19 protein-coding genes are annotated in these 24,509 nt (G+C 65.5%); 9 read left to right on the forward strand and 10 right to left on the reverse strand.

Going from position 1 to position 24,509, the window contains the following annotated elements; translation table 11 throughout:
* The first annotated feature begins 58 nt into the window (after positions 1-58).
* On the forward strand, positions 59-2,683 hold the full coding sequence (alaS, locus tag KHP16_RS03255; RefSeq protein ID WP_109581814.1) for an alanine--tRNA ligase: 2,625 nt from the start codon (positions 59-61) through the stop codon (positions 2,681-2,683).
* Positions 2,684-2,686: 3 nt separating this feature from the next.
* On the opposite strand, the gene KHP16_RS03260 is transcribed toward alaS, so the two are convergent.
* Together KHP16_RS03260 and KHP16_RS03265 are read right to left on the reverse strand one after the other, a co-directional pair.
* The gene (locus KHP16_RS03260; protein WP_244214662.1) at positions 2,687-3,523 is read right to left on the reverse strand and encodes a slipin family protein; all 837 of its coding nucleotides are present in this window, start codon (positions 3,521-3,523) and stop codon (positions 2,687-2,689) included.
* A gap of 48 nt (positions 3,524-3,571) precedes the next feature.
* Entirely contained in the window at positions 3,572-5,005 is a 1,434-nt protein-coding gene (locus KHP16_RS03265; RefSeq protein ID WP_211959971.1) for an NfeD family protein, read from the reverse strand.
* A gap of 202 nt (positions 5,006-5,207) precedes the next feature.
* On the opposite strand from KHP16_RS03265, the gene KHP16_RS03270 reads away from it, so the two are divergent.
* The 3 genes from KHP16_RS03270 to KHP16_RS03280 all read left to right on the forward strand — a co-directional run bounded on the left by KHP16_RS03270 (position 5,208) and on the right by KHP16_RS03280 (position 6,326).
* Positions 5,208-5,396, forward strand: a complete 189-nt coding sequence (locus KHP16_RS03270; RefSeq protein ID WP_109581813.1) for a 4-oxalocrotonate tautomerase — start codon at positions 5,208-5,210, stop codon at positions 5,394-5,396.
* Between the two features lie 64 nt (positions 5,397-5,460).
* Positions 5,461-6,048, forward strand: a complete 588-nt coding sequence (locus tag KHP16_RS03275; RefSeq protein ID WP_109581812.1) for an NUDIX domain-containing protein — start codon at positions 5,461-5,463, stop codon at positions 6,046-6,048.
* A 50-nt stretch (positions 6,049-6,098) separates the two neighbouring features.
* A complete protein-coding gene (locus KHP16_RS03280) occupies positions 6,099-6,326 on the forward strand; it encodes a sulfurtransferase TusA family protein (protein ID WP_109581811.1) in 228 nt (75 codons plus the stop codon).
* 122 nt (positions 6,327-6,448) lie between these two features.
* On the opposite strand, the gene galU is transcribed toward KHP16_RS03280, so the two are convergent.
* The gene (galU, locus tag KHP16_RS03285; RefSeq protein ID WP_109581810.1) at positions 6,449-7,315 is read right to left on the reverse strand and encodes a UTP--glucose-1-phosphate uridylyltransferase GalU; all 867 of its coding nucleotides are present in this window, start codon (positions 7,313-7,315) and stop codon (positions 6,449-6,451) included.
* 164 nt (positions 7,316-7,479) lie between these two features.
* Positions 7,480-10,350, reverse strand: coding sequence for a valine--tRNA ligase (locus KHP16_RS03290; RefSeq protein ID WP_211959566.1), 2,871 nt, complete (start codon positions 10,348-10,350; stop codon positions 7,480-7,482).
* Positions 10,351-10,485: 135 nt separating this feature from the next.
* Between KHP16_RS03290 and KHP16_RS03295 the strand changes: the two genes are divergently transcribed.
* Positions 10,486-12,840: a UvrD-helicase domain-containing protein gene (locus KHP16_RS03295; protein ID WP_211959567.1), complete on the forward strand. Its 2,355-nt coding sequence runs from the start codon at positions 10,486-10,488 to the stop codon at positions 12,838-12,840.
* Here the strand turns inward: KHP16_RS03295 and KHP16_RS03300 are convergent, their stop codons facing one another.
* From KHP16_RS03300 to KHP16_RS03315, 4 genes are all read right to left on the reverse strand, one after another.
* Positions 12,841-13,638 (reverse strand): BPSS1780 family membrane protein, encoded by a 798-nt coding sequence (locus tag KHP16_RS03300; protein ID WP_109581807.1) that lies wholly within the window; start codon positions 13,636-13,638, stop codon positions 12,841-12,843.
* Between the two features lie 5 nt (positions 13,639-13,643).
* Positions 13,644-14,627, reverse strand: coding sequence for a homoserine kinase (locus tag KHP16_RS03305; RefSeq protein WP_109581806.1), 984 nt, complete (start codon positions 14,625-14,627; stop codon positions 13,644-13,646).
* Between the two features lie 154 nt (positions 14,628-14,781).
* Positions 14,782-15,129 (reverse strand): DUF2782 domain-containing protein, encoded by a 348-nt coding sequence (locus KHP16_RS03310; RefSeq protein WP_244214697.1) that lies wholly within the window; start codon positions 15,127-15,129, stop codon positions 14,782-14,784.
* Positions 15,130-15,337: 208 nt separating this feature from the next.
* Complete coding sequence (locus KHP16_RS03315) at positions 15,338-16,285, reverse strand: LOG family protein (RefSeq protein WP_179592833.1); 948 nt, start codon at positions 16,283-16,285, stop codon at positions 15,338-15,340.
* A gap of 4 nt (positions 16,286-16,289) precedes the next feature.
* On the opposite strand from KHP16_RS03315, the gene polA reads away from it, so the two are divergent.
* From polA to KHP16_RS03335, 4 genes are all read left to right on the forward strand, one after another.
* Positions 16,290-19,112, forward strand: a complete 2,823-nt coding sequence (polA, locus tag KHP16_RS03320; RefSeq protein ID WP_211959568.1) for a DNA polymerase I — start codon at positions 16,290-16,292, stop codon at positions 19,110-19,112.
* Positions 19,113-19,392: 280 nt separating this feature from the next.
* On the forward strand, positions 19,393-20,736 hold the full coding sequence (locus KHP16_RS03325) for an NAD(P)/FAD-dependent oxidoreductase (RefSeq protein ID WP_115953642.1): 1,344 nt from the start codon (positions 19,393-19,395) through the stop codon (positions 20,734-20,736).
* Positions 20,737-20,813: 77 nt separating this feature from the next.
* Complete coding sequence (locus KHP16_RS03330) at positions 20,814-21,689, forward strand: dienelactone hydrolase family protein (protein ID WP_211959569.1); 876 nt, start codon at positions 20,814-20,816, stop codon at positions 21,687-21,689.
* Between the two features lie 133 nt (positions 21,690-21,822).
* Positions 21,823-22,662 (forward strand): ZIP family metal transporter, encoded by an 840-nt coding sequence (locus KHP16_RS03335; RefSeq protein WP_244835626.1) that lies wholly within the window; start codon positions 21,823-21,825, stop codon positions 22,660-22,662.
* Positions 22,663-22,672: 10 nt separating this feature from the next.
* On the opposite strand, the gene KHP16_RS03340 is transcribed toward KHP16_RS03335, so the two are convergent.
* Both KHP16_RS03340 and KHP16_RS03345 read right to left on the reverse strand, forming a co-directional pair.
* Complete coding sequence (locus KHP16_RS03340; RefSeq protein WP_211959570.1) at positions 22,673-23,536, reverse strand: sulfurtransferase; 864 nt, start codon at positions 23,534-23,536, stop codon at positions 22,673-22,675.
* A gap of 42 nt (positions 23,537-23,578) precedes the next feature.
* A complete protein-coding gene (locus KHP16_RS03345; RefSeq protein ID WP_109581800.1) occupies positions 23,579-24,502 on the reverse strand; it encodes a DMT family transporter in 924 nt (307 codons plus the stop codon).
* Between the last annotated feature and the right edge of the window lie 7 nt (positions 24,503-24,509).

Consider the following 24,509-nt stretch of genomic DNA (forward strand, 5'->3'; position numbering starts at 1 on the left):
CGGTTTGCAAATCCAATTCCGACCTGCCGCCCGGTAACAGGGCTGTGCCTGCCATAACATGAAAGTCTCCGACATTCGCAGCAAGTTCCTGCAGTTCTTCGAGTCGAAGGACCATACCGTGGTCCGCTCGTCCAGCCTCGTGCCGGCGAACGACCCGACGCTGCTGTTCACCAATTCCGGCATGGTGCAGTTCAAGGACGTGTTCCTTGGCACCGACAAGCGCCCGTATTCGCGCGCCACGTCGTCGCAGCGCTCGGTGCGCGCGGGCGGCAAGCACAACGACCTCGAGAACGTGGGCTACACCGCCCGCCACCATACGTTCTTCGAGATGCTGGGCAACTTCTCCTTCGGCGACTACTTCAAGCGCAATGCCATCCAGTACGCATGGGAACTGCTGACCAAGGTCTACCAGCTGCCCGCGGACAAGCTGTGGGTCACGGTGTACGCCGAGGATGACGAGGCGTACGACATCTGGGCGAAGGAAGTCGGCGTGCCGGCCGAGCGCATCGTGCGTATCGGCGACAACAAGGGCGCCCGCTACGCGTCGGACAACTTCTGGCAAATGGCCGACACCGGCCCGTGCGGTCCGTGCTCGGAAATCTTCTACGACCACGGTCCCGAAGTGTGGGGTGGCCCGCCGGGATCGCCCGAGGAAGACGGCGACCGCTACATCGAGATCTGGAACCTCGTGTTCATGCAGTTCAACCGCGACGAGCAGGGCAACATGACGCCGCTGCCCAAGCCGTGCGTGGACACCGGCATGGGCCTCGAGCGGATTGCGGCCGTGCTGCAGCACGTGCACAGCAACTACGAGATCGACCTGTTCCAGGCGCTGATCAAGGCGGCTGCGCGGGAAACGCATATCGACGATCTGAACCAGAACTCGCTGAAGGTCATCGCCGACCATATCCGCGCGTGCTCGTTCCTGATCGTCGACGGCGTGATCCCCGGTAACGAAGGCCGCGGCTACGTGTTGCGCCGGATCGTGCGCCGTGCCATCCGTCATGGCTACAAGCTGGGCCAGAAGACGCCGTTCTTCCACAAGCTGGTGCCGGACCTCGTCGCGCAGATGGGCGAAGCCTATCCCGAGCTGGCCGACGCGCAGGCGCGCGTGACCGAAGTGCTGAAGGCCGAGGAAGAGCGCTTCTTCGAGACCATCGAAAACGGCATGGCCATCCTCGATGCGGCCGTGAGCGAACTGAAGTCGAAGGGCGGCAAGCAGCTCGACGGCGAACTCGCGTTCAAGCTGCACGACACGTTCGGCTTCCCGCTCGACCTTACGCAGGACGTGGCCCGCGAGCAGGAGATCACGGTCGATGAGGCCGCGTTCGACGCCGCCATGACGCGCCAGCGCGAGCAGGCGCGCGCGGCCGGCAAGTTCAAGATGGCCGCTGGCCTCGAGTACTCGGGCGACAAGACCGTGTTCCATGGTTACGACGCGCTGGGCGTCGAGCAGGCTCGCGTGATCGCGCTGTATGTCGATGGCGCCGCGGTGCAGACCATGGAGCCCGGCCAGGAAGGCGTGGTCGTGCTCGACAACACGCCGTTCTACGCCGAGTCCGGCGGTCAGGCCGGCGATCAGGGCACGCTCGTGGCCGGCGCGGCCGTGTTCACCGTCGCCGATACGACGAAGGTGCAGGCCGACGTGTTCGGCCATCAGGGCACGCTGTCGGGCGGCGCGCTGAAGGTTGGCGACGTTGTGGCCGCGAAGGTGGACGAGATTCGCCGCGCGCGCACGATGCGCAACCACTCGGCGACCCACCTGATGCACAAGGCCCTGCGCGAAGTGCTCGGCTCCCACGTGCAGCAGAAGGGCTCGCTCGTCGATGCCGACAAGACGCGGTTCGACTTCTCGCACAACGCGCCACTGACCGACGCGCAGATCCGTCAGGTCGAGGAGATCGTCAACGCCGAGATCCTGCGCAACGAGGCGACGACCGCCAGCATCATGCCGTTCGACGATGCCGTGAAGAGCGGCGCGATGGCGCTGTTCGGCGAGAAGTACGCGGACGATGTGCGCGTGCTGTCGATCGGTTCGTCGAAGGAACTCTGCGGTGGCACGCACGTGTCGCGCACGGGCGATATCGGCCTGTTCAAGATCGTCGTCGAGGGCGGCGTGGCCGCGGGGATTCGCCGCGTGGAAGCGATTACCGGCGACAACGCGCTGCACTACCTGCAGTCGCTCGACGCGCGCCTGAACGAAGCCGCCGCGGCGATGCGCGCGCAGCCTTCGGAACTGGTGTCGCGCATTGCGCAGGTGCAGGACCAGGTGCGCGCGCTGGAGAAGGAACTCGAGCGCGCCAAGAGCAAGCTCGCCGCCTCGCAGGGCGACGAACTGGCCGCGCAGGCGGTGGACGTCAAGGGCCTGAAGGTGCTGGCGGCCCAGCTCGACGGCGCCGACGTCAAGACCTTGCGCGAGACGATGGACAAGCTCAAGGACAAGCTCCAGAGCGCGGCCATCGTGCTGGGCGCCGTGGTGGATGGCAAGGTCACCCTGATCGCGGGCGTGACGGCGGATGCCACGGGCAAGGTCAAGGCGGGCGAACTCGTCAACTTTGTCGCCCAGCAGGTTGGCGGCAAGGGCGGCGGCCGGCCGGACATGGCGCAGGCTGGCGGCACCGAACCGGCCAGGCTGCCGCAGGCGCTGGCCGGTGTCAGCGAGTGGGTGAGCGGTAAGGTCTGAGGCCTAATGGTTCGATCCCCCGCCGCCGCCCCCTTCTCCTTCGGGGAGAGGGGAGCGGGGTGAGGGCGTCCCCGCCGCGGGGGTTAGCGGACTCGTCAACGTCGTGAGCGTATTGATCAGGTCCATCGGCAACGGAAACACGATGGTCGTCGTCCTGTCCCCCGCAATCTGCGTCAGCGTCTGCATATAGCGCAATTGCATCGCCTGAGGCTGCCGCGCGAGCATCTGCGCGGCTTCCAGCAGCTTTTCCGAAGCCTGCATCTCCCCTTCGGCGTGAATCACCTTGGCGCGCCGCTCGCGCTCGGCCTCCGCCTGCCGCGCGATCGCGCGCACCATCGACTCGTTGATATCGACATGCTTGATCTCGACGTTCGACACCTTGATCCCCCACGCATCCGTCTGGGCATCGAGCACCTTCTGGATATCGAGGTTGAGCTTCTCCCGCTCCGCCAGCATTTCGTCCAGTTCGTGCTTCCCCAGCACCGCCCGTAGCGTGGTCTGGGCCAGCTGGCTCGTCGCTTCGAGGAAGTTGGCCACCTGAATGATCGCGCGCTCGGGGTCCACCACGCGGAAATACACCACGGCATTGACCTTCACCGACACGTTGTCGTGAGAGATCACGTCCTGCGGCGGCACGTCCATGACCACCGTACGCAGGTCCACCCGCACCATCTGCTGTACGGCGGGAATGATCAGCACGAGTCCAGGCCCTTTGACGCGCCAGAAGCGGCCAAGCATGAAGACCACGCCGCGTTCGTATTCGCGCAGCACGCGCACCGATGCGATGATCAGCAACGCAAGCAGAAAGATCAGACCGCCGAAGCTGAATCCAAACGCCATGTGAATCTCCTTGTAGTTGTCCAGCGCCCGTCGAACATCCCGAAAACATCAATCGATGGCAACGACGTCCAGTACAAGCCCATCGCGTGCCGTCACCCGCACCGACTGACCCCGCGCAAGCGGCGTACCGCTCCGCACGCGCCACTGCTCGCCGCCGACCGACGCCCAGCCATCGTCACCCACCTTGGCATCCGCGATCACAAGGCCCGTCCGGCCGACGATCGTGTCCCCGCCGCTGACGACGGGCCGCCGGCGCGTCCGCAGCACGAGCGCGGACATGAGGAACATGAAGGCCACCGAGGCCAGCGCGAGCATGGCGATGATCGAGAGCGGAATGCCGAACCCCGGCACATCGGTGTCGATCAGCATCACCGCGCCGATCGCAAAGGCGACCGCACCCCCGACGCCCAGCACGCCCAGCGTCGGCAGGAAGATCTCCGCGACCATGCAGCCGATGCCCAGTGCGACCAGCGCAAGGCCCGCATAGTTCACGGGCAGCATCTGCAGCGCAAAGAGTCCCAGCAGCAGGCAAATCGCGCCCACGATGCCCGGCGCCACCATGCCGGGCGTGGAAAACTCGAAAATCAGTGCGTAGATACCGATCATCATCAGGATCAGCGCCACGCTGGGATCCGTGATGACCGCCAGCAACCGCGCGCGCCAGTCCGGTTCGGTCGCGACGACGGGCGCGTCGGCCGTCCGCAGCACGCGCTGCGCGCCGGCGGCCTCAACCTCTCTGCCGTCGAGCTGCCGCAACAACGCGGGCAGGTCAGGCGCCATGAGGTCCGCCACATGCTGATCCACGGCCTCGCTCGCCGGCAGGCTCACGGCCTCGCGCACCGCGCGCTCGGCCCATTCCGCATTGCGCTGCCGTAGCTGCGCCAACCCCCGGATATAGGCGGCGGCATCATGCATCTGCTTGCGTGTCATGGTGTCCTCGCCGCTGCCGCCGGCCGGCGCCGATGCATCACGGTCGCCACGGTCGCCGCCTCGCGGCCCGCCGATGCCGATCGACACGGGACTGGCCGCGCCGACATTGGTGCCTGGCGCCATCGCGGCGATATGGCTGGCGTACAGGATATAGGCGCCGGCGCTCGCCGCCCGCGCGCCGCTGGGCGAGACGAACGTGGCCACCGGCACGGGCGACGCCAGAATGGCCTGAATGATGTCGCGCATCGACCGGTCGAGTCCGCCCGGCGTATCCATTTCGATCACGACGAGCTGTGCGCCGGCGCGGCGCGCCTGCTCGATGCCGTGCGTCACGAAATGCGCGGTGGCCGGTCCGACCGCGCCGCGCAGGGGAACGACGTACACCGGCGAGCCCGCGGACGCCGCGGGTTTGACGCCGCTTGGGCTGGCGGGCTGTGCGCGCGACATCGACGCCATCGACGCCATCGACCCCATGGACGACAGCGTCAGCGCGCACGCGCAGATCGCAAGCGTCGCGCATCTTGCGAGCCATGCCAACCGGTTCACCCGCATGCCGATCCTGCCGAAAAGGAGAGCCATGATCGCGCGCGCGTCCGGAAGGATTGCCGTGACGGCGCCACTTCACAGTGTAGACCACCGGCCACATCGCGACGGCGGCCGGCCAATCGCGATGGCCGCGGCGCCGGACTGGCGCTACAGTATCGCTTTCACCACCCTCGCCATTCGCGCGAGATTTTTCCGAGGAGTCTGTTGCATGCCGACGTTTCGTATCGAGTTGTTTGAAGGCCGTCCGCTCGACCAGCGGCGCAAGCTGGTAGAAGAAGTGACCCGCGTCACCTGTGAGACGCTTGGCTGCGAGCCGGGCGCCGTCGATATCATCATCGACGAGGTCAAGCGCGAGAACTGGGCCACGGGCGGCAAGCTCTGGTCCGAGCAGAAGTAAGCAGAACGAACGCAAGCAAGACAAACCATACAAATAAACAAACGCCGATAGAGCGAGCCCTCACATGCAACCCTACCGCTATTGCCCGCAGTGCGGCGCCTCGTTGCAGGTACTGCCGCACGCCGGCCGCGACCGCAGCGCCTGCGTCACGGAAGGCTGTGGATTCGTGCACTGGAACAACCCGCTGCCCGTGCTGGCGGCCGTGGTCGAGTACGAAGACAAGCTGTTGCTGGCGCGCAATGCGGCGTGGCCGGAAAAGATGTTCGCGCTGGTCACGGGTTTCCTCGAGCGGGACGAGACGCCGGAACTCGGCGTGGCGCGCGAGCTCAAGGAAGAAACCAATCTCGATACCGAATCCGTGTCGCTGATCGGCGTCTACGAATTCATGCGCAAGAACGAGCTGATCATCGCCTATCACGTCAAGGCGACGGGCACGATCGCGCTGTCCGAGGAGCTGGCGGAATACAAGCTGGTGGCGCCCGAAAAGGTGCGCATCTGGAGCGCGGGCACGGGCTTCGCGGTGGCGGACTTCCTGCAGGCCCGCGGCTACCCCGTGCGGTTCTTCGACCGGCAGACCGGCGAGGATATCGAGGACCCGCGCAAGCCGACGGACTTCAGGCGCTTGGATGCTTCGCTACAATACCGGCTGTAAGGTCGCGCGGTTCCACCCGATGCGGCCGATTTGAAACGGGATGGAGAGGTATGGAATTTCAGAAGGAAGTGGACGCGCGCGGCCTGAATTGCCCGCTGCCGATCCTGCGTACGAAGAAGGCGCTGGCCGATATGGCGAGTGGCGATGTGCTGAAGGTGCTGGCGACCGACCCCGGTTCGCCGCGCGATTTCCAGGCATTCGCCAAGCAGACCGGCAATGAACTGCTGTCGCACCAGGAAGTGGACAAGGTCTTCACGTTCTACATGAAGCGCCGGTAGTACCGTGTCCCTCTCCCGGAGGAGAGGGACATACAGGCTTAAGGCTGCGATGAAGGCTGCAATTAAGGCTGCAACTAAGGCTGCAACTAAGGCTGCAATTAAGGCTGCAATTTAGCCAGCGATTAACGCTGTGCCAGATACGCGCTGAATTCGTCCCGCACCTCGGGGTGCTTGAGCGCGAATTCCACGGTCGCCTTCAGCAGGCCGAGCTTGCTGCCGCAGTCATAGCGTACGCCATCGTAGCGATAGGCCAGCACCTGCTCCTGATCCAGCATCGACTGGATGGCATCGGTCAGCTGGAACTCGCCGCCGGCGCCGGGCTTCAGGTCGCGAATATGGTCGAAGATGCGCGGCGTCAGGATGTAGCGGCCCACCACGCCCAGATTCGACGGGGCATCTTCGGGCGCGGGCTTCTCGACGATGCCCGACATCTTGATCACGCGCTCGTCCCACTCGCGGCCTTCCACCACGCCATAGGAACGGCTCTGTTCCGGCGCGATCTCCTCCACGCCGAGCACCGAGCAGTTGTAGTGGTTATAGACGTCGACCATCTGCTTCATGATCGGCGTGTTGCCGTCGAGCAAGTCGTCGGCGAGCATGACCGCGAACGGCTCGTCGCCGACGAGCTTGGCCGCGCACAGCACCGCATGGCCCAGGCCCAGCGCCTCGGGCTGGCGCACGTAGAAGCATTCCACGTGCGACGGCTTGATCGAGCGCACCACATCCAGCAGAGCGCGCTTGTTCTTGGCTTCGAGTTCGGCCTCGAGTTCGTAGGCCTTGTCGAAATGGTCCTCGATGGCGCGCTTGGAGCGGCCCGTCACGAAGATCATCTCGGTAATGCCGGCAGCCATTGCTTCTTCCACTGCATACTGGATCAGCGGCTTGTCTACCACTGGCAGCATCTCCTTGGGGCTGGCCTTGGTCGCGGGCAGGAAGCGGGTGCCCAGTCCCGCGACCGGGAAGACGGCCTTGGTGACGCGGTTTTCCATATCAGAATTCCTTTCTATTCCGGTGGCTGTTGCCGGTGCATTACCGTGCCGGATGGCCGGGGGAGTCGTCTGTCCGTGACTGTCCGACTTTTCTCACAGATGTCGGCTGTTCCGCAGTCCTCGGCACGCAACTTCCATGCCGGAGACTGCGGCGTCTCGTATCTTCAGGCGGCGGGCAGTCGCAGTAGTTGATCCTGCAACTTCGCCAGCGTCTGTTCGAAATCCGACAAACGCTGCGTTTCCTGCGCCACAACGGCCGGCGGCGCCTTGGCCACGAAGCTCTCGTTGGACAGCTTGCCACGGCACTTGCCGATCTCGGCCGCGATGCGATCGGCTTCCTTGGTCAGGCGGACGCGCTCGGCGGCCACATCGATCTCGATCTTCAGCAGCAGGCGATTGCCGCCCACGATCGCGACCGGCGCCCCGGCCCCTTCGCTCATCAGCGCGGACTCGTCCTCGAACACACGCACTTCGGAGAGCTTGGCCAGCGCCTGCACATGCGCGCTCACCGACTTCAGGAACGCGCCGTCGCCATGCGCATAGAGCGGAATACGCTGCGCGGGGGAGATGTTCATCTCGCCACGCAGGTTCCGGCAGGCGTCCACCACGGCCTTCAGCTGGGCGACCCACTGCTCGGCCGCTTCGTCGATCTTCGCCGCAGCCGCCTGCGGATACGCCTGCAGCGCGATCGACTCGGCGCCATCACCCTTCGAGCGGCCCGCGAGCGGGGCGACCTTCTGCCACAGTTCTTCCGTGATGAACGGGATGATCGGGTGCGCGAGGCGCAGTACCGTCTCCAGCACGCGCAGCAGCGTACGGCGCGTGGCGCGCTGTTGCGCGGGCGTGCCGGTCTGGATCTGCACCTTGGCGAGTTCGAGGTACCAGTCGCAATACTCGTCCCACACGAACTTGTAGATCGCGCTTGCGATGTTGTCGAAACGATATTCCGCGAAGCCCTTTTCGACTTCGCCTTCCACGCGCTGCAGCAGCGACACGATCCAGCGGTCCGCCTGCGAGAAGTCGAGGTAGCCTTCGGGGCCGCAATCCTTGTTGCACGGACCCATGCCGCAGTCGTGCCCCTCGGTGTTCATCAGCACGAAGCGCGTGGCGTTCCACAGCTTGTTGCAGAAGTTGCGGTAGCCCTCGCAGCGGCCCGTGTCGAAGTTGATGTTGCGGCCCAGCGTGGCGAGCGACGCGAAGGTGAAGCGCAGCGCGTCGGCGCCGAACGCCGGAATGCCGTTCGGGAATTCCTTCTTCGTCTTCGTCTCGATGCGCGGCGCGTCCTTCGGACGGCGCAGGCCCGTGGTGCGCTTCTTGAGCAGCGGCTCGAGTTCGATCCCGTCGATCAGGTCGACCGGATCGAGCGTATTGCCCTCGGACTTGCTCATCTTCTTGCCTTCCGAGTCGCGGACGAGGCCGTGCACGTACACGGTGTGGAAGGGCGCCTGTCCGGTGAAGTGCTTGGTCATCATGACCATGCGCGCCACCCAGAAGAAGATGATGTCATAGCCGGTGACGAGCACCGACGACGGCAGGAAGTGCTTCAGCTCGGGCGTCTCGGCCGGCCAGCCCAGCGACGAGAACGGTACCAGCGCGGACGAGAACCACGTGTCGAGCACGTCTTCCTCGCGGCGCAGCGGGCCGGAACCGCCGGCCGCCTTCTGTTTGGCGAGGGCTTCTTCCTCCGTACGGCCGACGTAGCAGTTGCCCGCGTCGTCATACCATGCCGGAATCTGGTGGCCCCACCACAACTGGCGGGAGATACACCAGTCCTGGATGTTCTCCAGCCACTGGTTGTACGTGCTGTTCCAGTTCTCGGGCACGAGCTTGATCTCGCCGCTCTTCACGGCGTCCAGCGCCACGTCGGCAATCGAGCGGCCCGGGTAGAACGTGCCTTCCGGCGCCGGCTTGCTCATCGCGACAAACCATTGGTCGGTCAGCATCGGCTCGATCACGCTGCCCGTGCGCTCGCTGCGCGGGACCATGAGCTTGTGCCTCTTGATCTCGCCAAGCAGGCCCTGCTTGTCCAGATCCTCGACGATCAGCTTGCGCGCCTCGAAGCGGTCCTTGCCCGCGTAGGCGGCCGGCGCGTCGGCGACCACCTTTGCGTCGAGCGTGAGAATCGACAACTGCGGCAGGTTATGGCGCTGGCCCACCGCATAGTCGTTGAAGTCGTGGCCCGGGGTCACCTTGACCACGCCGGTGCCGAACTCGCGATCGACGTATTCGTCGGCGATCACGGGAATCTGGCGGTCGGTCAGCGGCAGCTTGACGAACTTGCCGATCAGGTGCGCATAACGCTCGTCTTCCGGGTGCACCATCACGGCGGTGTCGCCGAGCATGGTTTCGGGACGCGTGGTCGCCACGGTCAGGTGGGTCAGGCCGCGCACGCCATCCGCTTCCACGAGCGGATAGTGGATGTGCCAGAGCGAGCCGTCCTCCTCGACGCTGTCCACCTCGAGGTCGGACACCGCGGTGCCCAGCACGGGATCCCAGTTGACGAGGCGCTTGCCGCGATAGATCAGGCCCTGTTCGTACAGGCGCACGAACACCTCGGTCACGGCTTTCGACATGTCCGGGGACATCGTGAAGTACTCGCGCGTCCAGTCGATCGACGCGCCCATGCGGCGCACCTGGCGCGTGATGGTCGAGCCCGACTCCTCTTTCCAGGCCCACACCTTCTCCGTGAACTTCTCGCGGCCGAGGTCGTGGCGCGACACGCCCTGGGCCTCCAGCTGGCGCTCCACGACAATCTGCGTGGCGATACCCGCGTGGTCCGTGCCCGGTACCCACAGCGTGTTGGCGCCGCGCATGCGCGCGTGGCGCGTCAGGCCATCCATGATGGTCTGGTTGAACGCATGGCCCATGTGGAGCGTGCCGGTCACATTCGGCGGGGGCAGCTGAATCGAGAAGTTCGGTCTGGCAGGGTCGAACGTCGGCTGGGCGATGCCGCGGCGCTCCCATTCGGGGCCCCACTTCGCCTCGATGGCGGCGGGTTCGAAGCTCTTGGCAAGGGACTGGTCTTCTGCGGTCATGCTCGGTGTCGCTCGGTATCGTATGTCTGAGGGGCCGCGCCGGCGGAGGCGGCGGCGAAACGGCAAATTATAGGGGATAAGGGGCCGGTATAATCCCGGCTATCCGTAATGGCCCTTCTTTCCGCACAACCGCGAATGTCCAACCTGCTCGCCAATCTCAACGCCGAACAACTCGCCGCCGTCACCTTGCCTGACGAACCGGCGCTGATCCTGGCGGGCGCGGGCAGCGGCAAGACGCGCGTGCTGACCACGCGCATCGCATGGCTGATCCAGAACGGCCATGTCTCGCCGGCCGGCGTGCTGGCCGTGACCTTTACCAACAAGGCCGCCAAGGAGATGCAGACGCGGCTGGCCGCGATGCTGCCGATCAACACGCGCGGCATGTGGATCGGCACGTTCCACGGCCTCTGCAACCGCATGCTGCGGGCGCACTTCCGCGATGCGGGACTGCCGCAGACGTTTGCCATCCTCGATTCGCAGGATCAGCTGTCGGCGCTCAAGCGCCTGCTCAAGGGGCTCAACGTCGACGACGAGAAGTATCCGGCCAAGAACCTCCAGTACTTCATCAACAACGCGAAGGAGCAGGGGCTGCGTCCGGCCGATGTCGGGGCCAACGACGACTACAACCGCCGCTTCGTGGACCTGTACGCGGCCTACGACGAGCAGTGCCAGCGCGAGGGCGTGGTCGATTTCGCCGAGCTGCTGCTGCGCTGCTACGAGCTGCTGCGCTACAACGACGCGATTCGCGCGCACTATCAGCATCGGTTCCGCCATATCCTCGTCGACGAGTTCCAGGACACCAACGTGCTGCAGTACCAGTGGCTCAAGCTGCTGGCGGGCTATGGCACGGGCCGCGCGGCCGCGGTGTTCGCGGTGGGCGACGACGATCAGAGCATCTATGCGTTCCGGGGCGCGAACGTTGGCAACATGCGCGACTTCGAGCACGAATTCCGTGTGCGCCAGATGATCAAGCTGGAGCAGAACTATCGCTCGCACGGCAACATCCTCGATTCCGCCAACCATCTGATTTCGCACAACGCGCGCCGGCTCGGCAAGAACCTGCGGACCGATGCCGGACATGGCGAGCCGGTGCGCGTGTTCCAGGGCGGCTCGGATGGGCAGGAGGCGTCGTGGATCGTTGAGGAGATTCGGGATCAGATCGCGCAGGGCATGTCGCGCTCGGAAATTGCGATTCTTTATCGCAGCAACGCGCAGTCGCGCGTCATCGAGCATGCGTTGTTCTCGGCGGGCATCGCGTATCGCGTGTATGGCGGCCTGCGCTTCTTCGAGCGTGCCGAGGTGAAGCACGCGCTGGCGTACCTCCAGCTCATCGAGAATCCGCGCAACGACGCGGCGTTCGGCCGGGTGGTCAATTTTCCGACGCGCGGCATTGGCGCGCGCTCGATCGAGGCGCTGCAGGACGCCGCGCGGCAATACAACTGCTCGCTGTCCGAGGCGGTGGCCTACGTGCCGGGCAAGGCGGGCAGTTCGCTGGGCGCTTTCATTCGCCTGATCGACCAGATGCGCGCGGAGACGCGCCGCATGACGCTGCCGGAGATGGTCGAGTACGTGACCAATACCAGCGGTCTCATCCAGCATTACCGCACGGAGAAGGAAGGCCAGGACCGCATCGAGAACTTGCAGGAACTCGTGACCGCCGCGCAGGCGTTCGTCATGGAAGAAGGCTACGGGCTCGACGCCCCGGCGGCGGTGTTGCCGGCAGGGCATGAAGGCGCCCCCGCGCTGGCCGAGGGCGATCAGGCCCAGCAGGTGCTCGACCCCGAGCAGCTGCCGGTGGTCATGACGCCGCTGGTCGCCTTCCTGACGCACGCGTCGCTCGAGGCGGGCGACAACCAGGCGCAGGCGGGGCAGGACGCGGTGCAGATGATGACGGTGCACGCGGCCAAGGGCCTCGAGTTCAACGTCGTGTTCATCACCGGCCTGGAAGAGGGCCTGTTCCCGCACGAGAACAGCGCCATGGAGGCGGATGGGCTGGAGGAAGAGCGCCGCCTGATGTACGTCGCCATCACGCGGGCCCGGGAGCGGCTGTACCTGTCTTTCGCGCAGAGCCGCGTGCTGCATGGGCAGATGCGCTACCACGTGCGGTCTCGGTTCTTCGAGGAGTTGCCGGAGAGCGCGCTGAAGTGGCTCACGCCGCCGCAGCAGGCGTATGGTGGCATGGGCGGCGGCCGCCGCGAGAAGTCAGAGTCGGCCTGGGGCCGGGACTGGTTCAAGCGGCCGGAGGACGTTGCGTACACGGGCACCAAGCCGACGGGCGGCATGGACACCGGTAACGGCTACGCGGACAGCAAACGCGCCGCGGAAACCGGCTTCCGCGTGGGGCAGGGCGTGTTCCACAACAAGTTCGGCGAGGGAAAGATCACCGCCATCGAAGGCGAGGGCGCGAACGCCCACGCGCAGATCCATTTCAAGCGGCACGGGACCAAGAAACTGGCGCTCGGCATCGCCAAGCTGGACCCGATCGATTGATCAGGCCTGAACCGACGTCGCCTCCGGCTCGGCCGGGGCGATGTTGAAGCACCCGCGATACGTCGCGTAAAAGGAGCAATACAAAATCGCCAGCATCAGCAGCGAATACGGCGTCACCAGAAACGATAACACCGCCTCCGCGCCAAACGCGGCGAACACCGCCTCGAGGAAGAACGGAATCGCGACCATCAGCAGGGCGAACAGCACCGCGTAGGTAAAGAACGCCCCCCGATTCCGCCAGCAGGCCGTCCAGCTGAAGAACAGCGCCTTGACCGGCGGCACGCTATGCCAGGCGGACAGCAGCGGCGCGAACCAGAACATCATCGCGATCGGCGTGTACAGCAGCGCCCCGAGCAACAGCGCATAGTAGAGCTGCCGCACCGACTCCGCGGACGGCTCTTCCTGCTTGAGCAGGATCGGCGCAAGGGTGCTGATATCGACCAGCGCCCCGGCAATCAGGCTCAGCGTAAACACCATGCCCGCATAGATGCCGCCAAGGATCAGCAGATTCCGCGTCGCCTGCTTGCCATTAGTCCGGAACCCCGACAACAGCACGGTCGGCATGACACGCTTGTTCTGAATGACGTCCCGGCAGGCCGTCATCACGCCGACGTAGAGCCCCGGCGTGACCACGAGCAACGCGATCACCCCGAACAAGGGCACAAAAATCGCCAGCTGCGCCGCAATCAGATAAATGAACAGCAGCATCAGAAATGCGAGCGGATTCTTGCGGAACAGCCAGATACCCTGGCGGAACCAGACGTAACCTTCCTTGGCGGGAACTTCCAGTAGTTGCATGGGAATCAGATCCAGGGGAGCGCGGCGGCGTCAACGCGCCGGCGCAGGATGCGTTCGAAGTGGGTCGGATCATGCGGCTGGAGCATGTCCGCCTCGCGCGGCAGGAAGAAGTCCCACAGACGCGATACCCAGAAACGGAGCGCGCCCGCACGCAGCATGTCCTGCCAGTGCGCGTGCTCGTTGTCGGTCAGCGGCCTCACGGCATGATAAGCCGCGAGCAGCGCGCGCGCACGCGCGTCGTCGAGCGCGCCGGTCGGCAGGTCGATGCACCAGTCGTTGACGGTCACCGCAAGGTCGAACAGCCATTTGTCGTTGCCGGCAAAGTAGAAGTCGAAAAACCCGCCGAGCGTGAAGTTACCGCCATCGCCTGCCTCGAACAACACGTTGTCGCGAAACAGATCGCAATGGCACGGGCCGCCATCGAGGGCCGCATAGTCGGCGCTGCCGAAAAACGCGGTCTGATGGGCGATTTCGTTGCGCAGCAGCGCATGCTGGTCCGCATCGAGGAACGGCGTGATCTCGGGCTCCGTCTGCTGCCACCACGCCAGGCTGCGCAGATTGGGCTGCTGGCGCGCGTAGTCGACGCCCGCCAGATGCATGCGTGCCAGCATGTCGCCGACCTCGGCGCACTGCTGTGCATTGGGCGAAAGCTGCGAAGCGCCGGGCAGACGCGTGACGATCGTCGCGGGCTTGCCCTTGAGCGCGCGCAGGATCTCGCCGTCGCGCGCGGGAATCGGCGCGGGCACGCGGATGCCGTGACCCGCCAGATGCGCCATCAGATGGAGGTAATAGGGCAACTGCCCGAACGTCAGCCGTTCGAAAATCGTCAGCACGTACTCGCGCACGTGCCCGTCCCGCTCCATCGTCAGGAAGAAATTGCTGTTTTCGATGCCCGAGGGAATGCCGCGCAGCGCGCGCACTTCGCCAAGGTCGTAATCGAGCAGCCAGCTAGCGATCTCGTCCTGCGAGACCGTGGTGAAAACAGCCATTGTTGTCGTGTGAATCGATGCGGAATGCGGCGAATCCGCAAGCGGTAGGGTCCGCGGGCGAATCTGCCGCCACGGCGGGCGAAACCCGCCGGGCCGGCGCGGACCGGCAAGGCCGCCAGTCCGTGGGTGAAAAGAAATCGGAACTACAGAACCGTCACCACTGCAGGTTGACGGACGGCACGCGATTCACGTCGTGATCGCGAAACTTCGGAGAACTGTCTTCGGGCTTGCTCATCTGGTAGCTGGTACCGAAGCCAGATCGTACCTGGATGTCGGTGGCCTGCCCCTTGTTGCGATACTCGCGCACCTGCGTGCCATCGCGCTCGTTGAGCTCGAAGCTCGGCTCGCGCGGCTGGTTCAGCTGGCTCTTGACCGCAGGCGCGATCGGCTGGTTGTTGATCCGATTCAGTTCCTGCTGGGTCAGCGCATTGCTCTGCTCGCCATTCGGCTGTGCCGTGGCCAGCGCCGGCGCGCCAAGCGCGATACCGGCCATGGCGGCCATGGCGATCAGACGCTTCAGCGAAGCGGCAGGCGGTACGTCGCCGTCGTCGGACGTGACGAGGCGTTGTTGCGTGGGGGAGGTCATCCGAGGCTCCTGGGCGTGCGGGGGTCGGACCCGGCGGCGCCGAACCCGACAACAGGATTCCATTCTAGCAATTCCTGCCGCACTCTGGCCGTTCCCGTGGCGCCCAGGGCACCCCAGCCTTGCCTTAGAGGTAAAACATTTCCTCTTTCGGCGGAATCGGATGATCGCCACCCCGCTTCTCGTAGTACTCGTACACCGCCTCGAGCACCTCTTGCGGCTCATCCACGATCTTCATCAGGTCCAGATCGTGCTCCGCGATCAGGCCCATCGGCAGCAGCGTGAAGCGGAACCAGTCGAGCAGGCCCTTCCAGAACCGGCTGCCGTACATGACGACCGGTACCGAACGCGACTTGCCCGTCTGGACGAGCGTGAGCACCTCGGCCAGCTCGTCGAGCGTGCCGAAACCGCCCGGCATGACGATGAACGCATCCGAGTTCTTCACGAAGGTTACCTTGCGCGTGAAGAAATGGCGGAACCGCATGGCGATGTCCTGGTAGGGATTGCCCTGCTGTTCGTGCGGCAGTTCGATATTGAGGCCCACGCTTGCGGATTTGCCCGCGTGCGCGCCCTTGTTGGCCGCTTCCATGATGCCCGGGCCGCCGCCCGAGATCACCGCGAAGCCCGCGTCGGAGAACAGGCGCGCGATCTCGATGGTCTTCTGGTAGTACGGCGAGTCCTCGCGCAGGCGCGCGCTGCCGTAGATCGAAACGGCGGGGCGGATCTCCGAGAGGTACTCGGTGGCCTCGATGAACTCTGCCATAATCGTGAACATTTGCCACGAGGCGCGCGCCTTCTTTGCGGTCGCGCGATCTTCGTCGGCGAGCGCACGCAGGCTCGGAATCATCTTGCGCGGATTGGTCCGCGCGGCCGCCGCGGCGGCCGCGGCATCCTGCTCCTCGGGAGTCTTGCCCTCGGCGGCGGCATCGGCCTTTGCGGCGATCGCGGCCGCATGGGCCGACGCGGCCTCCGGTGGGGGATTCACGCTATTGCCCGAGATGTCCGAGACATCCGTATCAGCGAGGGGGGTTCCGGCGGCGCCGCCGTTCGGAGCGCCTGTCAATTTTGAGTCCATGGGAATGTCGGATAGTCCAAAAACACTCTTGCTCGTCGATGGATCGAGCTATCTGTATCGCGCGTATCACGCGCTGCCGGATCTGCGAAATGGCGAGGGGCTGCCCACAGGGGCAATCTACGGCATGATCAACATGCTGCGCAAGCTGCGCAATGATTACCCGGCAGAGTATAGCGCCTGCGTGTTCGACGCCAAGGGCAAGACCTTCCGCGACGACATGTATCCCGCCTACAAGGAGCATCGTCCGTCGATGCCCGAGGACCTCGCGCGCCAGATCGAACCGATCCACGAAGCCGTGCGCGCGCTGGGCTGGCCGATCGTCGTCGTCGAGGGTGTGGAGGCCGACGACGTCATCGGCACGCTCGCGCGCCAGGCCACGGCGCAGGGTGTGCGCACGGTGGTGTCCACGGGCGACAAGGACCTCGCGCAACTCGTCGATGACCACGTCACGCTCGTCAACACGATGAGCGGCGAGGTGCTGGACCCGCCGGGCGTGGTCGCCAAGTTCGGCGTGCCGCCCGAGCGCATCGTCGACTATCTTTCGCTGATCGGCGATGCCGTGGACAACGTGCCGGGCGTGCCCAAGGTCGGCCCGAAGACGGCGGTGAAATGGCTCACCGCTTATGACACGCTCGACAACATCATGGCGAGCGCCGCCGAGATCAAGGGCGTGGTGGGCGAGAACCTGCGCAATACGCTCGAGTGGCTGCCCAAGGCGCGCGAGCTCGTGACCGTGAAGACCGACTGCGACCTGCGCGAGGCCGTCGCGGACTTTCACGCGCTGCGCGAACTCGGCGAGGACAAGGACAAGCTTGTCGCGTTCTTCGCCAAGTACGGCTTCAAGTCGTGGCTGCGCGAACTGACAGGCGACAGCCTGCCGAATCTCGCCAATGCCGCGCGCAACGGCAAGGGCGCCGCCCAGAAGGGCATTCCCTCTCCACAGGGCGGATTGTTCGATGGCGAAGGCAATGACGCGGAGCAGCCTGCCCACGATCTGCCGCCGGCCGAAGTCACTTACGACACCGTGACCAGCGAGGCCGCGCTCGACGAATGGATCAAGCGCATCGTCGATGCGCCGCTCGTCGCGATCGACACGGAGACCACGTCGCTCGATCCCATGCTCGCGGAGCTCGTCGGCATCTCGCTGTCCGCGGAGCCGGGTTCCGCGTGCTACATCCCCGTCGCGCACCGCGGCCCCGATGTCGCGGGCGCCGAGAACTTCGGCCAGCTGTCGCGCGAGTACGTGCTGGAGCGGCTGCGTCCGTGGCTCGAGGATGCCTCGCGGCCCAAGCTGGGCCAGCACCTGAAGTACGACGCGCATGTGTTCGCGAATCATGGCATCGCGCTGCGCGGCATCGAACAGGACACGATGCTCGAGAGCTACGTGCTGGCGTCGCATCGCAATCACGGCATGGACAGCCTTGCCGAGAAGCTGCTCAACGTGAAGACCATCACGTATGAAGAAGTCTGCGGCAAGGGTGCGAGCCAGATCGGTTTCGATCAGATCGACCTTCAGCGCGCGACGCAGTACGCGGCCGAAGACGCCGACGTGACGCTGCGCCTGCATCGGAACATGCATCCGAAGATCGAGGCGGCCGATGGCCTGCGCTTCGTCTACGAGAAGATCGAGATGCCCGTCTCGGTGGTGCTGCAGAAGATCGAGCGCAATGGCGTGCTGATCGACTCGGACCGGCTGGCCGCGCAGAGCGCCGAGCTCGGCCAGCGGCTGATGGACATCGAGCAGGCCGCGTATGCCGCGGCGGGGCAACCGTTCAACCTCGGCTCGCCGAAGCAGATCGGCGAGATCCTCTTCAACCAGATGAAGCTGCCCGTGGTGAAGAAGACCGCGAGCGGCGCCCCGTCCACCGATGAAGAGGTGCTGCAGAAGCTTGCGGAAGACTATCCGCTGCCGAAGATCCTGCTCGACTATCGCGGCCTGTCGAAGCTCAAGTCCACGTACACCGACAAGCTTCCGAAGATGGTGAACCCGAACACGGGGCGCGTGCACACGAGCTATGGCCAGGCCACGGCGGTCACGGGGCGGCTGGCGTCGACCGATCCGAACCTCCAGAACATTCCCGTGCGCACGGAAGAAGGCCGCCGTATTCGCGAGGCCTTCATCGCGCCCCCGGGCAGCGTGATCGTATCGGCCGATTACTCGCAAATCGAGCTGCGCATCATGGCCCATATCTCCGGCGACGAGAACCTGCTGCGTGCCTTCGCGAACGGGGAGGATATCCACCGCGCGACCGCGGGCGAGATCTTCGGCGTGGACCGGGAGGCGGTGACGAGCGAGCAGCGCCGGTATGCCAAGGTGATCAACTTCGGGCTGATCTACGGCATGAGCGCGTTCGGGCTCGCCAGCAACCTCGGCATCGAGCGCGAGGCCGCCAAGCACTACATCGACCGCTACTTCATGCGCTATCCCGGCGTGGCGCGCTACATGGAAGAGACGCGCCAGACGGCGCGCGAGCAGGGCTATGTGGAGACCGTGTTCGGCCGGCGCCTGTGGCTGCCCGACATCAACGGTGGCAACGGCCCGCGCCGCCAGGCTGCCGAACGCGCGGCGATCAACGCGCCAATGCAGGGCACGGCGGCCGACCTGATCAAGCTGTCGATGATCGCGGTGCAGGACTGGCTCGAAACCGACAAGCTCGGCACGCGCCAGATCATGCAGGTCCACGATGAACTCGTGCTCGAAGTGCCGGAGTCCGAGTTCGAACGCGTCAAGGTGAAGCTGCCCGAGCTCATGTGCACGGTGGCCGAACTGCGTGTGCCGCTGGTCGCCGAGGTCGGTCACGGCGCCAACTGGGAAGAAGCGCACTGAACGCGCACCGAACGCGCACTGAGGCGTGCCGAAGTGTGCAGGCGAATGCAGGGAAATACTCGCGGAAATATCGCTGAGCGTGCCTGCATTCGCCGTATGGTCTGTACCCGTCCAGTGCCCCCGCGCACTGTGCACCGTGCGATTCGCGCGCGCGGTCTAGTATGGAACACATCGATTGGCGGGCTTGCCCGGTTTGCTGCAATGCAGCAGACTTGAGGCAACGAGCCTCGCGCCACCCCGCGCGGCCAACAGCGTTTCCAAAATAAAGACGGGTAGACCCATGACCAGTGAGAGAGAAGGAGTAGTACGGCGAGGACATCGCATCATCGTGGTAGGCGGCGGGGCTGGCGGGCTGGAGCTCGTCACGAAGCTTGGCGACAAGCTTGGCAAGTCCGGCGCGGCGCAGGTCATCCTCGTCGACCGCTCGCCCACGCATATCTGGAAGCCGCTGCTGCATGAAGTCGCAGCCGGCAGCATGGATCCCAATACCCACCAACTCGAATATGTCGCGCAGGCGCGCTGGCACAACTTCGAGTTCCAGCAGGGCGAACTGACTGGCATCGATCGCGCGCGCAAGACGATTGCAGTGTCCGCATGCGTGGACCAGGACGGTGACGAACTGCTGCCCGCGCGCGAGCTCGCGTATGACACGCTGGTGCTGGCGATCGGCTGCGTCACGCATTTCTTCGGCGTGCCCGGCGCCGCCGACAACGCGATTGCGCTGGATACCGTCGATCAGGCCGAGCGATTCCGTCGTCGGTTGATCGCCGCATGCGTGCGCGCGCAGAACGGCCGCGGACGCGTCGGCGAGGATGGCCGGCCGCGCGTCGATATCGCGATCATTGGCGCGGGCGCGACGGGCGTGGAGCTGTCGGCCGAGTTGCGCAACACCGCGCATGTGCTGAACGCCTATGGCCTCCACCAGCTGGATCCACGGCGCGATATCCATATCAACGTGATCGAGGCGGGGCCGCGCATTCTGCCGGCGCTGTCGGAGCGCGTGTCCGCCGAGACGACCAAGCTGCTGCACAAGCTCGACGTCGGCGTGCTGACGGCCGAGCGCGTGACGGAGGTCACGCCGGACGCGGTCCTGACCGCGAGCGGCAAGCGGATCGACGCGGACCTGACGGTATGGGCGGCGGGCATCACGGCGCCCGCGGTGCTCCGCACGCTGGACCTGCCGGTCAGCCGCATGGGCCAGATCGTGGTCGGTCCGACGCTGCAGAGCGAAGCCGATCCGGACATCTTCGCGTTCGGCGACTGCGCCAGCTGCCCGTGGCCGGAACAGCAGACCTCCGTGCCCCCGCGCGCGCAGGCGGCGCACCAGCAGGCCACGTTCCTGTACGACGCCATCCGCGCGCGGCTCGACGGCAGGCCTTTGCCGAAATTCCAGTTCAAGGACTTCGGCTCGCTCGTATCGCTCGGCCACTTCAGCGCGGTCGGCAGCCTGATGGGCGGCCTGATCGGCGGCTCGATGTTCATCGAGGGGCTGATGGCGCGGGTCATGTACACATCGCTGTACCGGATGCACGTGATGGCGCTGCACGGGGCATTGCGGATGGGTCTGGACACAGTGACCCACTGGCTCCGCAGCAAGACGAATCCCCGGGTGAAGCTGCACTGAACCACGGTGCAAGTGCGCGGCACGACATGTTTTCCCCTAGAATCAGCGGCGCTGCCCTGACTCCCGGAGAAAACCGCATGTTCAAACCCGAAGTGGAGAGCCTCGTCCCTGGCCAGGCATTCGATCGCCGTGCGTTCGTCAAGACCGCGCTCGGATCGGCGTTCGCCGCCGCCGTGTTGCCCGTGACCGCGCAGACCATCAAGACCGACTTTGCCGGCCTGACCGCCGGCGAGGTCACCGTGTCTTCCAACGGCTTCAGCATGCCGGTCTATCGGGCGCAGCCCGAGGGCAAGACGAATCTGCCCGTGGTGCTCGTGATCAGCGAGATCTTCGGGGTGCACGAGCATATCGCCGATATCTGCCGGCGCTTCGCCAAGCTCGGGTACCTCGCGCTGGCCCCCGAGCTGTTCGCGCGGCAGGGGGACCCGACCAGCTTTGGCACGATCCAGGAACTGCAGACGAACATCATCTCGAAGGTGCCCGACGCGCAGGTCATCGGCGACCTCGACGCGCTGGTGGACTGGGCCGGCAAGAACGGTGGCGACCTGAACCGGCTTGGCATCACCGGCTTCTGCTGGGGCGGCCGTATCACGTGGCTATATACCGCGCACAGCAAGCGCATCAAGGCAGCGGTGGCGTGGTACGGCGCGCTGGTCGGCGAACCGACGCCCCTCAAGCCGCGCAACCCCGTCGATATCGTCAACGACCTGCACGCGCCGGTGCTGGGCCTCTATGGGGGCAAGGACACCGGCATCACGCAGGAGCACGTGGCGAAGATGAAGGCCGCGCTGGCCGCGTCGTCGAACCCCCACGCAAAGGCTTCGACGTTCGTCGTCTATCCGGAAGCCGGCCACGCGTTCAACGCCGACTACCGCGCGAGCTACGTCGAATCGGCAGCCAGGGACGGATGGCAGCGCTGCCTGGCCTGGTTCAGGGAGCACAAGGTCGCCTGACGGGCGGCGTTGAACCCGCGGTGATTGCAATTCGCGCAGACCAACGTACAATGCGGTCTTCGCGTTTTTGCAACCGTGTTGCGTTAGTTGTCGCAACAAGGCTTCCGAGGAGCCCATCATCGATTCCACGCTGTTGTATATCCTGCTCGCCGCGCTGATCTCGGGCGTCGGCAGCATCTTCGGCGCGGCGCTGCTGTCGCTGACGGTGGCCTCGCGCGTGGTCGAACGCATGGTGAGTTTCTCTGTCGGCGTGCTGCTCGCCACCGCGCTGCTGCATTCGCTGCCGGAAGCATTCGAATCGGGCGCCGATCCGCGCGCGCTGTTTGGCACGCTGCTGGCCGGCCTGCTCGGGTTCTTCCTGCTGGAAAAGCTCTCGCTGCTGCGCCACTCCCACCATCACGAAGGCGACGGCCACCACCATCACCATGGGCATGATCGCGAGGAGGCCGGCCGTAGCGGCATGACGATCCTCGTCGGCGATACCTTCCACAACTTCGCCGACGGTATCGTGATCGCCGCCGCGTTCCTCGCCGATCCGCATATCGGCATCGTGACCGCGCTGGCCATCGCCGCGCACGAGATCCCGCAGGAAGTCGGCGACTTCATCGTGCTGCTCAATGCGGGATTCTCCAAGGCGCGCGCGTTCGCCTTCAACCTGCTGTCGAGTCTCGCGGCCGTGATCGGGGGCATCGTCGGATACTTCCTGCTCGACCAGTTGCAGGCGTGGATTCCGTACGTGCTCGTCATCGCCTCGAGCAGCTTCGTCTATATCGCCGTGAGCGACCTGATGCCGCAGATGCAGCGCCGTCCGCGCTGGCGCGAGTCGGTGATCCAGGTCGTGCTCGTTGCCGCGGGCATCGCGGCCATCGTGTTCATCACGAACGGCGTGCATGAAAGCCACGCCGCTCATGGTGGGCCTCATGGCGGCGGCCATGGCCACCCGGGGCAGCCCCCGGCCGCGGCGTCGCGCTAGGCCTTCTGGCTCAGTCCGCCGGCCCGGTCGCCACGGGCCGCTGCGGATCCGCGCTCCACTCGCTCCACGACCCCGGATACAGCGCCGCGCCCGTCAGCCCCGCCACTTCGAGGGCCAGCAGGTTGTGGCAGGCCGTCACGCCAGAGCCGCATTGCATGACGGTCTCCGCCGGCGGCGTGCCGGCGAACAACTGGCCGAACTCCTTGCGCAGCGTATCGGCCGACTTGAAATGGCCGTCCGGCCGCAAATTGTCCTTGAAGAACCGATTGATGGCGCCGGGAATATGGCCGCCCACGGGATCGAGCGTTTCGTTCTCCCCCCGGAAGCGGTCCGGCGCGCGCGCATCGACGACAAGGCGCGTCGGCGCGGTGAGGTTCTCCATGAGCGTGGCCGCGTTGACGGTCGGCACGAGCGTGGATCGGAGCGAAAGATTGCCGGCGGTTTCGGGGTCGGGCGTCGTACCCGGCTCGAGCGGAAAGCCCGCCGCGATCCACGCGGCCTTGCCGCCATCGAGCACGGCGCTGGCCTCATGGCCGATCCAGCGCAGCAGCCACCAGAGCCGCGCGGCATACATCGCGCCCTGCGCGTCGTAGGCGACGACGAGCGTATCGTCGTTGACGCCAAGCGCGCGCAGGCGGGCCGTCAGCAACTCGGCATCGGGCAGCGGATGTCGTCCATTGACGCCCGTCTTCGGGCCGGACAGTTCATTGTCGAGGTGGAGGTAGTATGCGCCGGGCAGATGGCCCTGGTGATACGCCTCGCGGCCCGCGGCGGGGTCCGTGAGGTCGAACGAGCAGTCGATGACGACGACGTCCCGCGCGCCGTTGGCGCGCAGCGATTCGAGTTCTGTAGCGGAGATCAGCGGTGTCGGCATGAAAGGACCTGTCGGGAAGAACGTCCCGTGATCCTACACCCGCTACACCTCCGGATGAACTTCCGCCTCGGGCGACTTGACCGGTGTGGCCGGCGTCGGCTGCGCATCCGTGCTCTCGCCCGCGCGCATCAGCGTGGTGGCAATGCCGCTCGCGATGATCAGCGCCATGCCCAGCCACGACACCCAGTTGAGCCGATCGGACCAGATCATCATGCCCCACAGGCTCGAGAACACGATGCCCGCATATTGCAGGTTGGCCGTGAGCAGCGTGTTGCCGCGCTTGTACGCGCGCGTCATGGACGTCTGACCCAGCGTGGCCAGGATGCCGATCGCCAGCAGCAGTCCCGCGCCATGCCACGTATGGTGGCTTGGACCGGCATAGATCATCCACACCAGACCGACCACCAGCCCGACCGAAGAGAAATAGAACACGATGCGCCCCTCGGGCTCGCCGAGCTGCCCGAGCTGGCGGACCTCGACGTAGGCCAGCGCGGTGAAGACGCCCGAGATCAGGCCGATGAGCCCGCCCGTGAGCTGGTCCTTGCCCACGGACGGCTGCAGCAGGCACAGCACGCCCGCGAACGAGAGCAGGATCGCGCCGATCAGCTTGCGGTCCGCGCCGCCGCCCGTCCCCGCGAGCGCCGCGCCCGCGCCAAGGATCAGCGCGATCCACACGGGCGACATGTAGTTCAGCGTCATCGCGGTGGCGAGCGGCAGGTAGGTGATGGAGGTGAACCAGAGCAGCAGCGCGGTCACGCCGAAGACGCTGCGCTTGATGTGCATCGTCATCTGCGGCGTGCGGATCGGAATGCGCTGGTACGAGAGCAGCGCCCACATGATCAGCACGCCGATCAGGCTGCGGTAGAAGACGATCTCGCCCGTCGTGTAGAACTCGGATGCCAGCTTGACGCCCACCCCCATTAACGAGAACGCGAAGGCGGCGAACAACATCCAGAGCGATTGCATGACGGCG

The organism is Cupriavidus plantarum (genome assembly GCF_905397285.1).
In the GTDB taxonomy this organism is placed as follows: Bacteria; Pseudomonadota; Gammaproteobacteria; order Burkholderiales; family Burkholderiaceae; genus Cupriavidus; species Cupriavidus plantarum.

Excerpts from the sequence above, each read along its gene's own strand:
- alaS (WP_109581814.1), top strand. The coding sequence starts at position 59 with ATGAAAGTCTCCGACATTCGCAGCAAGTTCCTGCAGTTCTTCGAGTCG.
- KHP16_RS03260 (WP_244214662.1), bottom strand. The coding sequence starts at position 3,523 with ATGGCGTTTGGATTCAGCTTCGGCGGTCTGATCTTTCTGCTTGCGTTG.
- KHP16_RS03265 (WP_211959971.1), bottom strand. The coding sequence starts at position 5,005 with ATGCGGGTGAACCGGTTGGCATGGCTCGCAAGATGCGCGACGCTTGCG.
- KHP16_RS03270 (WP_109581813.1), top strand. The coding sequence starts at position 5,208 with ATGCCGACGTTTCGTATCGAGTTGTTTGAAGGCCGTCCGCTCGACCAG.
- KHP16_RS03275 (WP_109581812.1), top strand. The coding sequence starts at position 5,461 with ATGCAACCCTACCGCTATTGCCCGCAGTGCGGCGCCTCGTTGCAGGTA.
- KHP16_RS03280 (WP_109581811.1), top strand. The coding sequence starts at position 6,099 with ATGGAATTTCAGAAGGAAGTGGACGCGCGCGGCCTGAATTGCCCGCTG.
- galU (WP_109581810.1), bottom strand. The coding sequence starts at position 7,315 with ATGGAAAACCGCGTCACCAAGGCCGTCTTCCCGGTCGCGGGACTGGGC.
- KHP16_RS03290 (WP_211959566.1), bottom strand. The coding sequence starts at position 10,350 with ATGACCGCAGAAGACCAGTCCCTTGCCAAGAGCTTCGAACCCGCCGCC.
- KHP16_RS03295 (WP_211959567.1), top strand. The coding sequence starts at position 10,486 with ATGTCCAACCTGCTCGCCAATCTCAACGCCGAACAACTCGCCGCCGTC.
- KHP16_RS03300 (WP_109581807.1), bottom strand. The coding sequence starts at position 13,638 with ATGCAACTACTGGAAGTTCCCGCCAAGGAAGGTTACGTCTGGTTCCGC.
- KHP16_RS03305 (WP_109581806.1), bottom strand. The coding sequence starts at position 14,627 with ATGGCTGTTTTCACCACGGTCTCGCAGGACGAGATCGCTAGCTGGCTG.
- KHP16_RS03310 (WP_244214697.1), bottom strand. The coding sequence starts at position 15,129 with ATGGCCGCCATGGCCGGTATCGCGCTTGGCGCGCCGGCGCTGGCCACG.
- KHP16_RS03315 (WP_179592833.1), bottom strand. The coding sequence starts at position 16,285 with ATGGACTCAAAATTGACAGGCGCTCCGAACGGCGGCGCCGCCGGAACC.
- polA (WP_211959568.1), top strand. The coding sequence starts at position 16,290 with ATGTCGGATAGTCCAAAAACACTCTTGCTCGTCGATGGATCGAGCTAT.
- KHP16_RS03325 (WP_115953642.1), top strand. The coding sequence starts at position 19,393 with ATGACCAGTGAGAGAGAAGGAGTAGTACGGCGAGGACATCGCATCATC.
- KHP16_RS03330 (WP_211959569.1), top strand. The coding sequence starts at position 20,814 with ATGTTCAAACCCGAAGTGGAGAGCCTCGTCCCTGGCCAGGCATTCGAT.
- KHP16_RS03340 (WP_211959570.1), bottom strand. The coding sequence starts at position 23,536 with ATGCCGACACCGCTGATCTCCGCTACAGAACTCGAATCGCTGCGCGCC.
- KHP16_RS03345 (WP_109581800.1), bottom strand. The coding sequence starts at position 24,502 with ATGCAATCGCTCTGGATGTTGTTCGCCGCCTTCGCGTTCTCGTTAATG.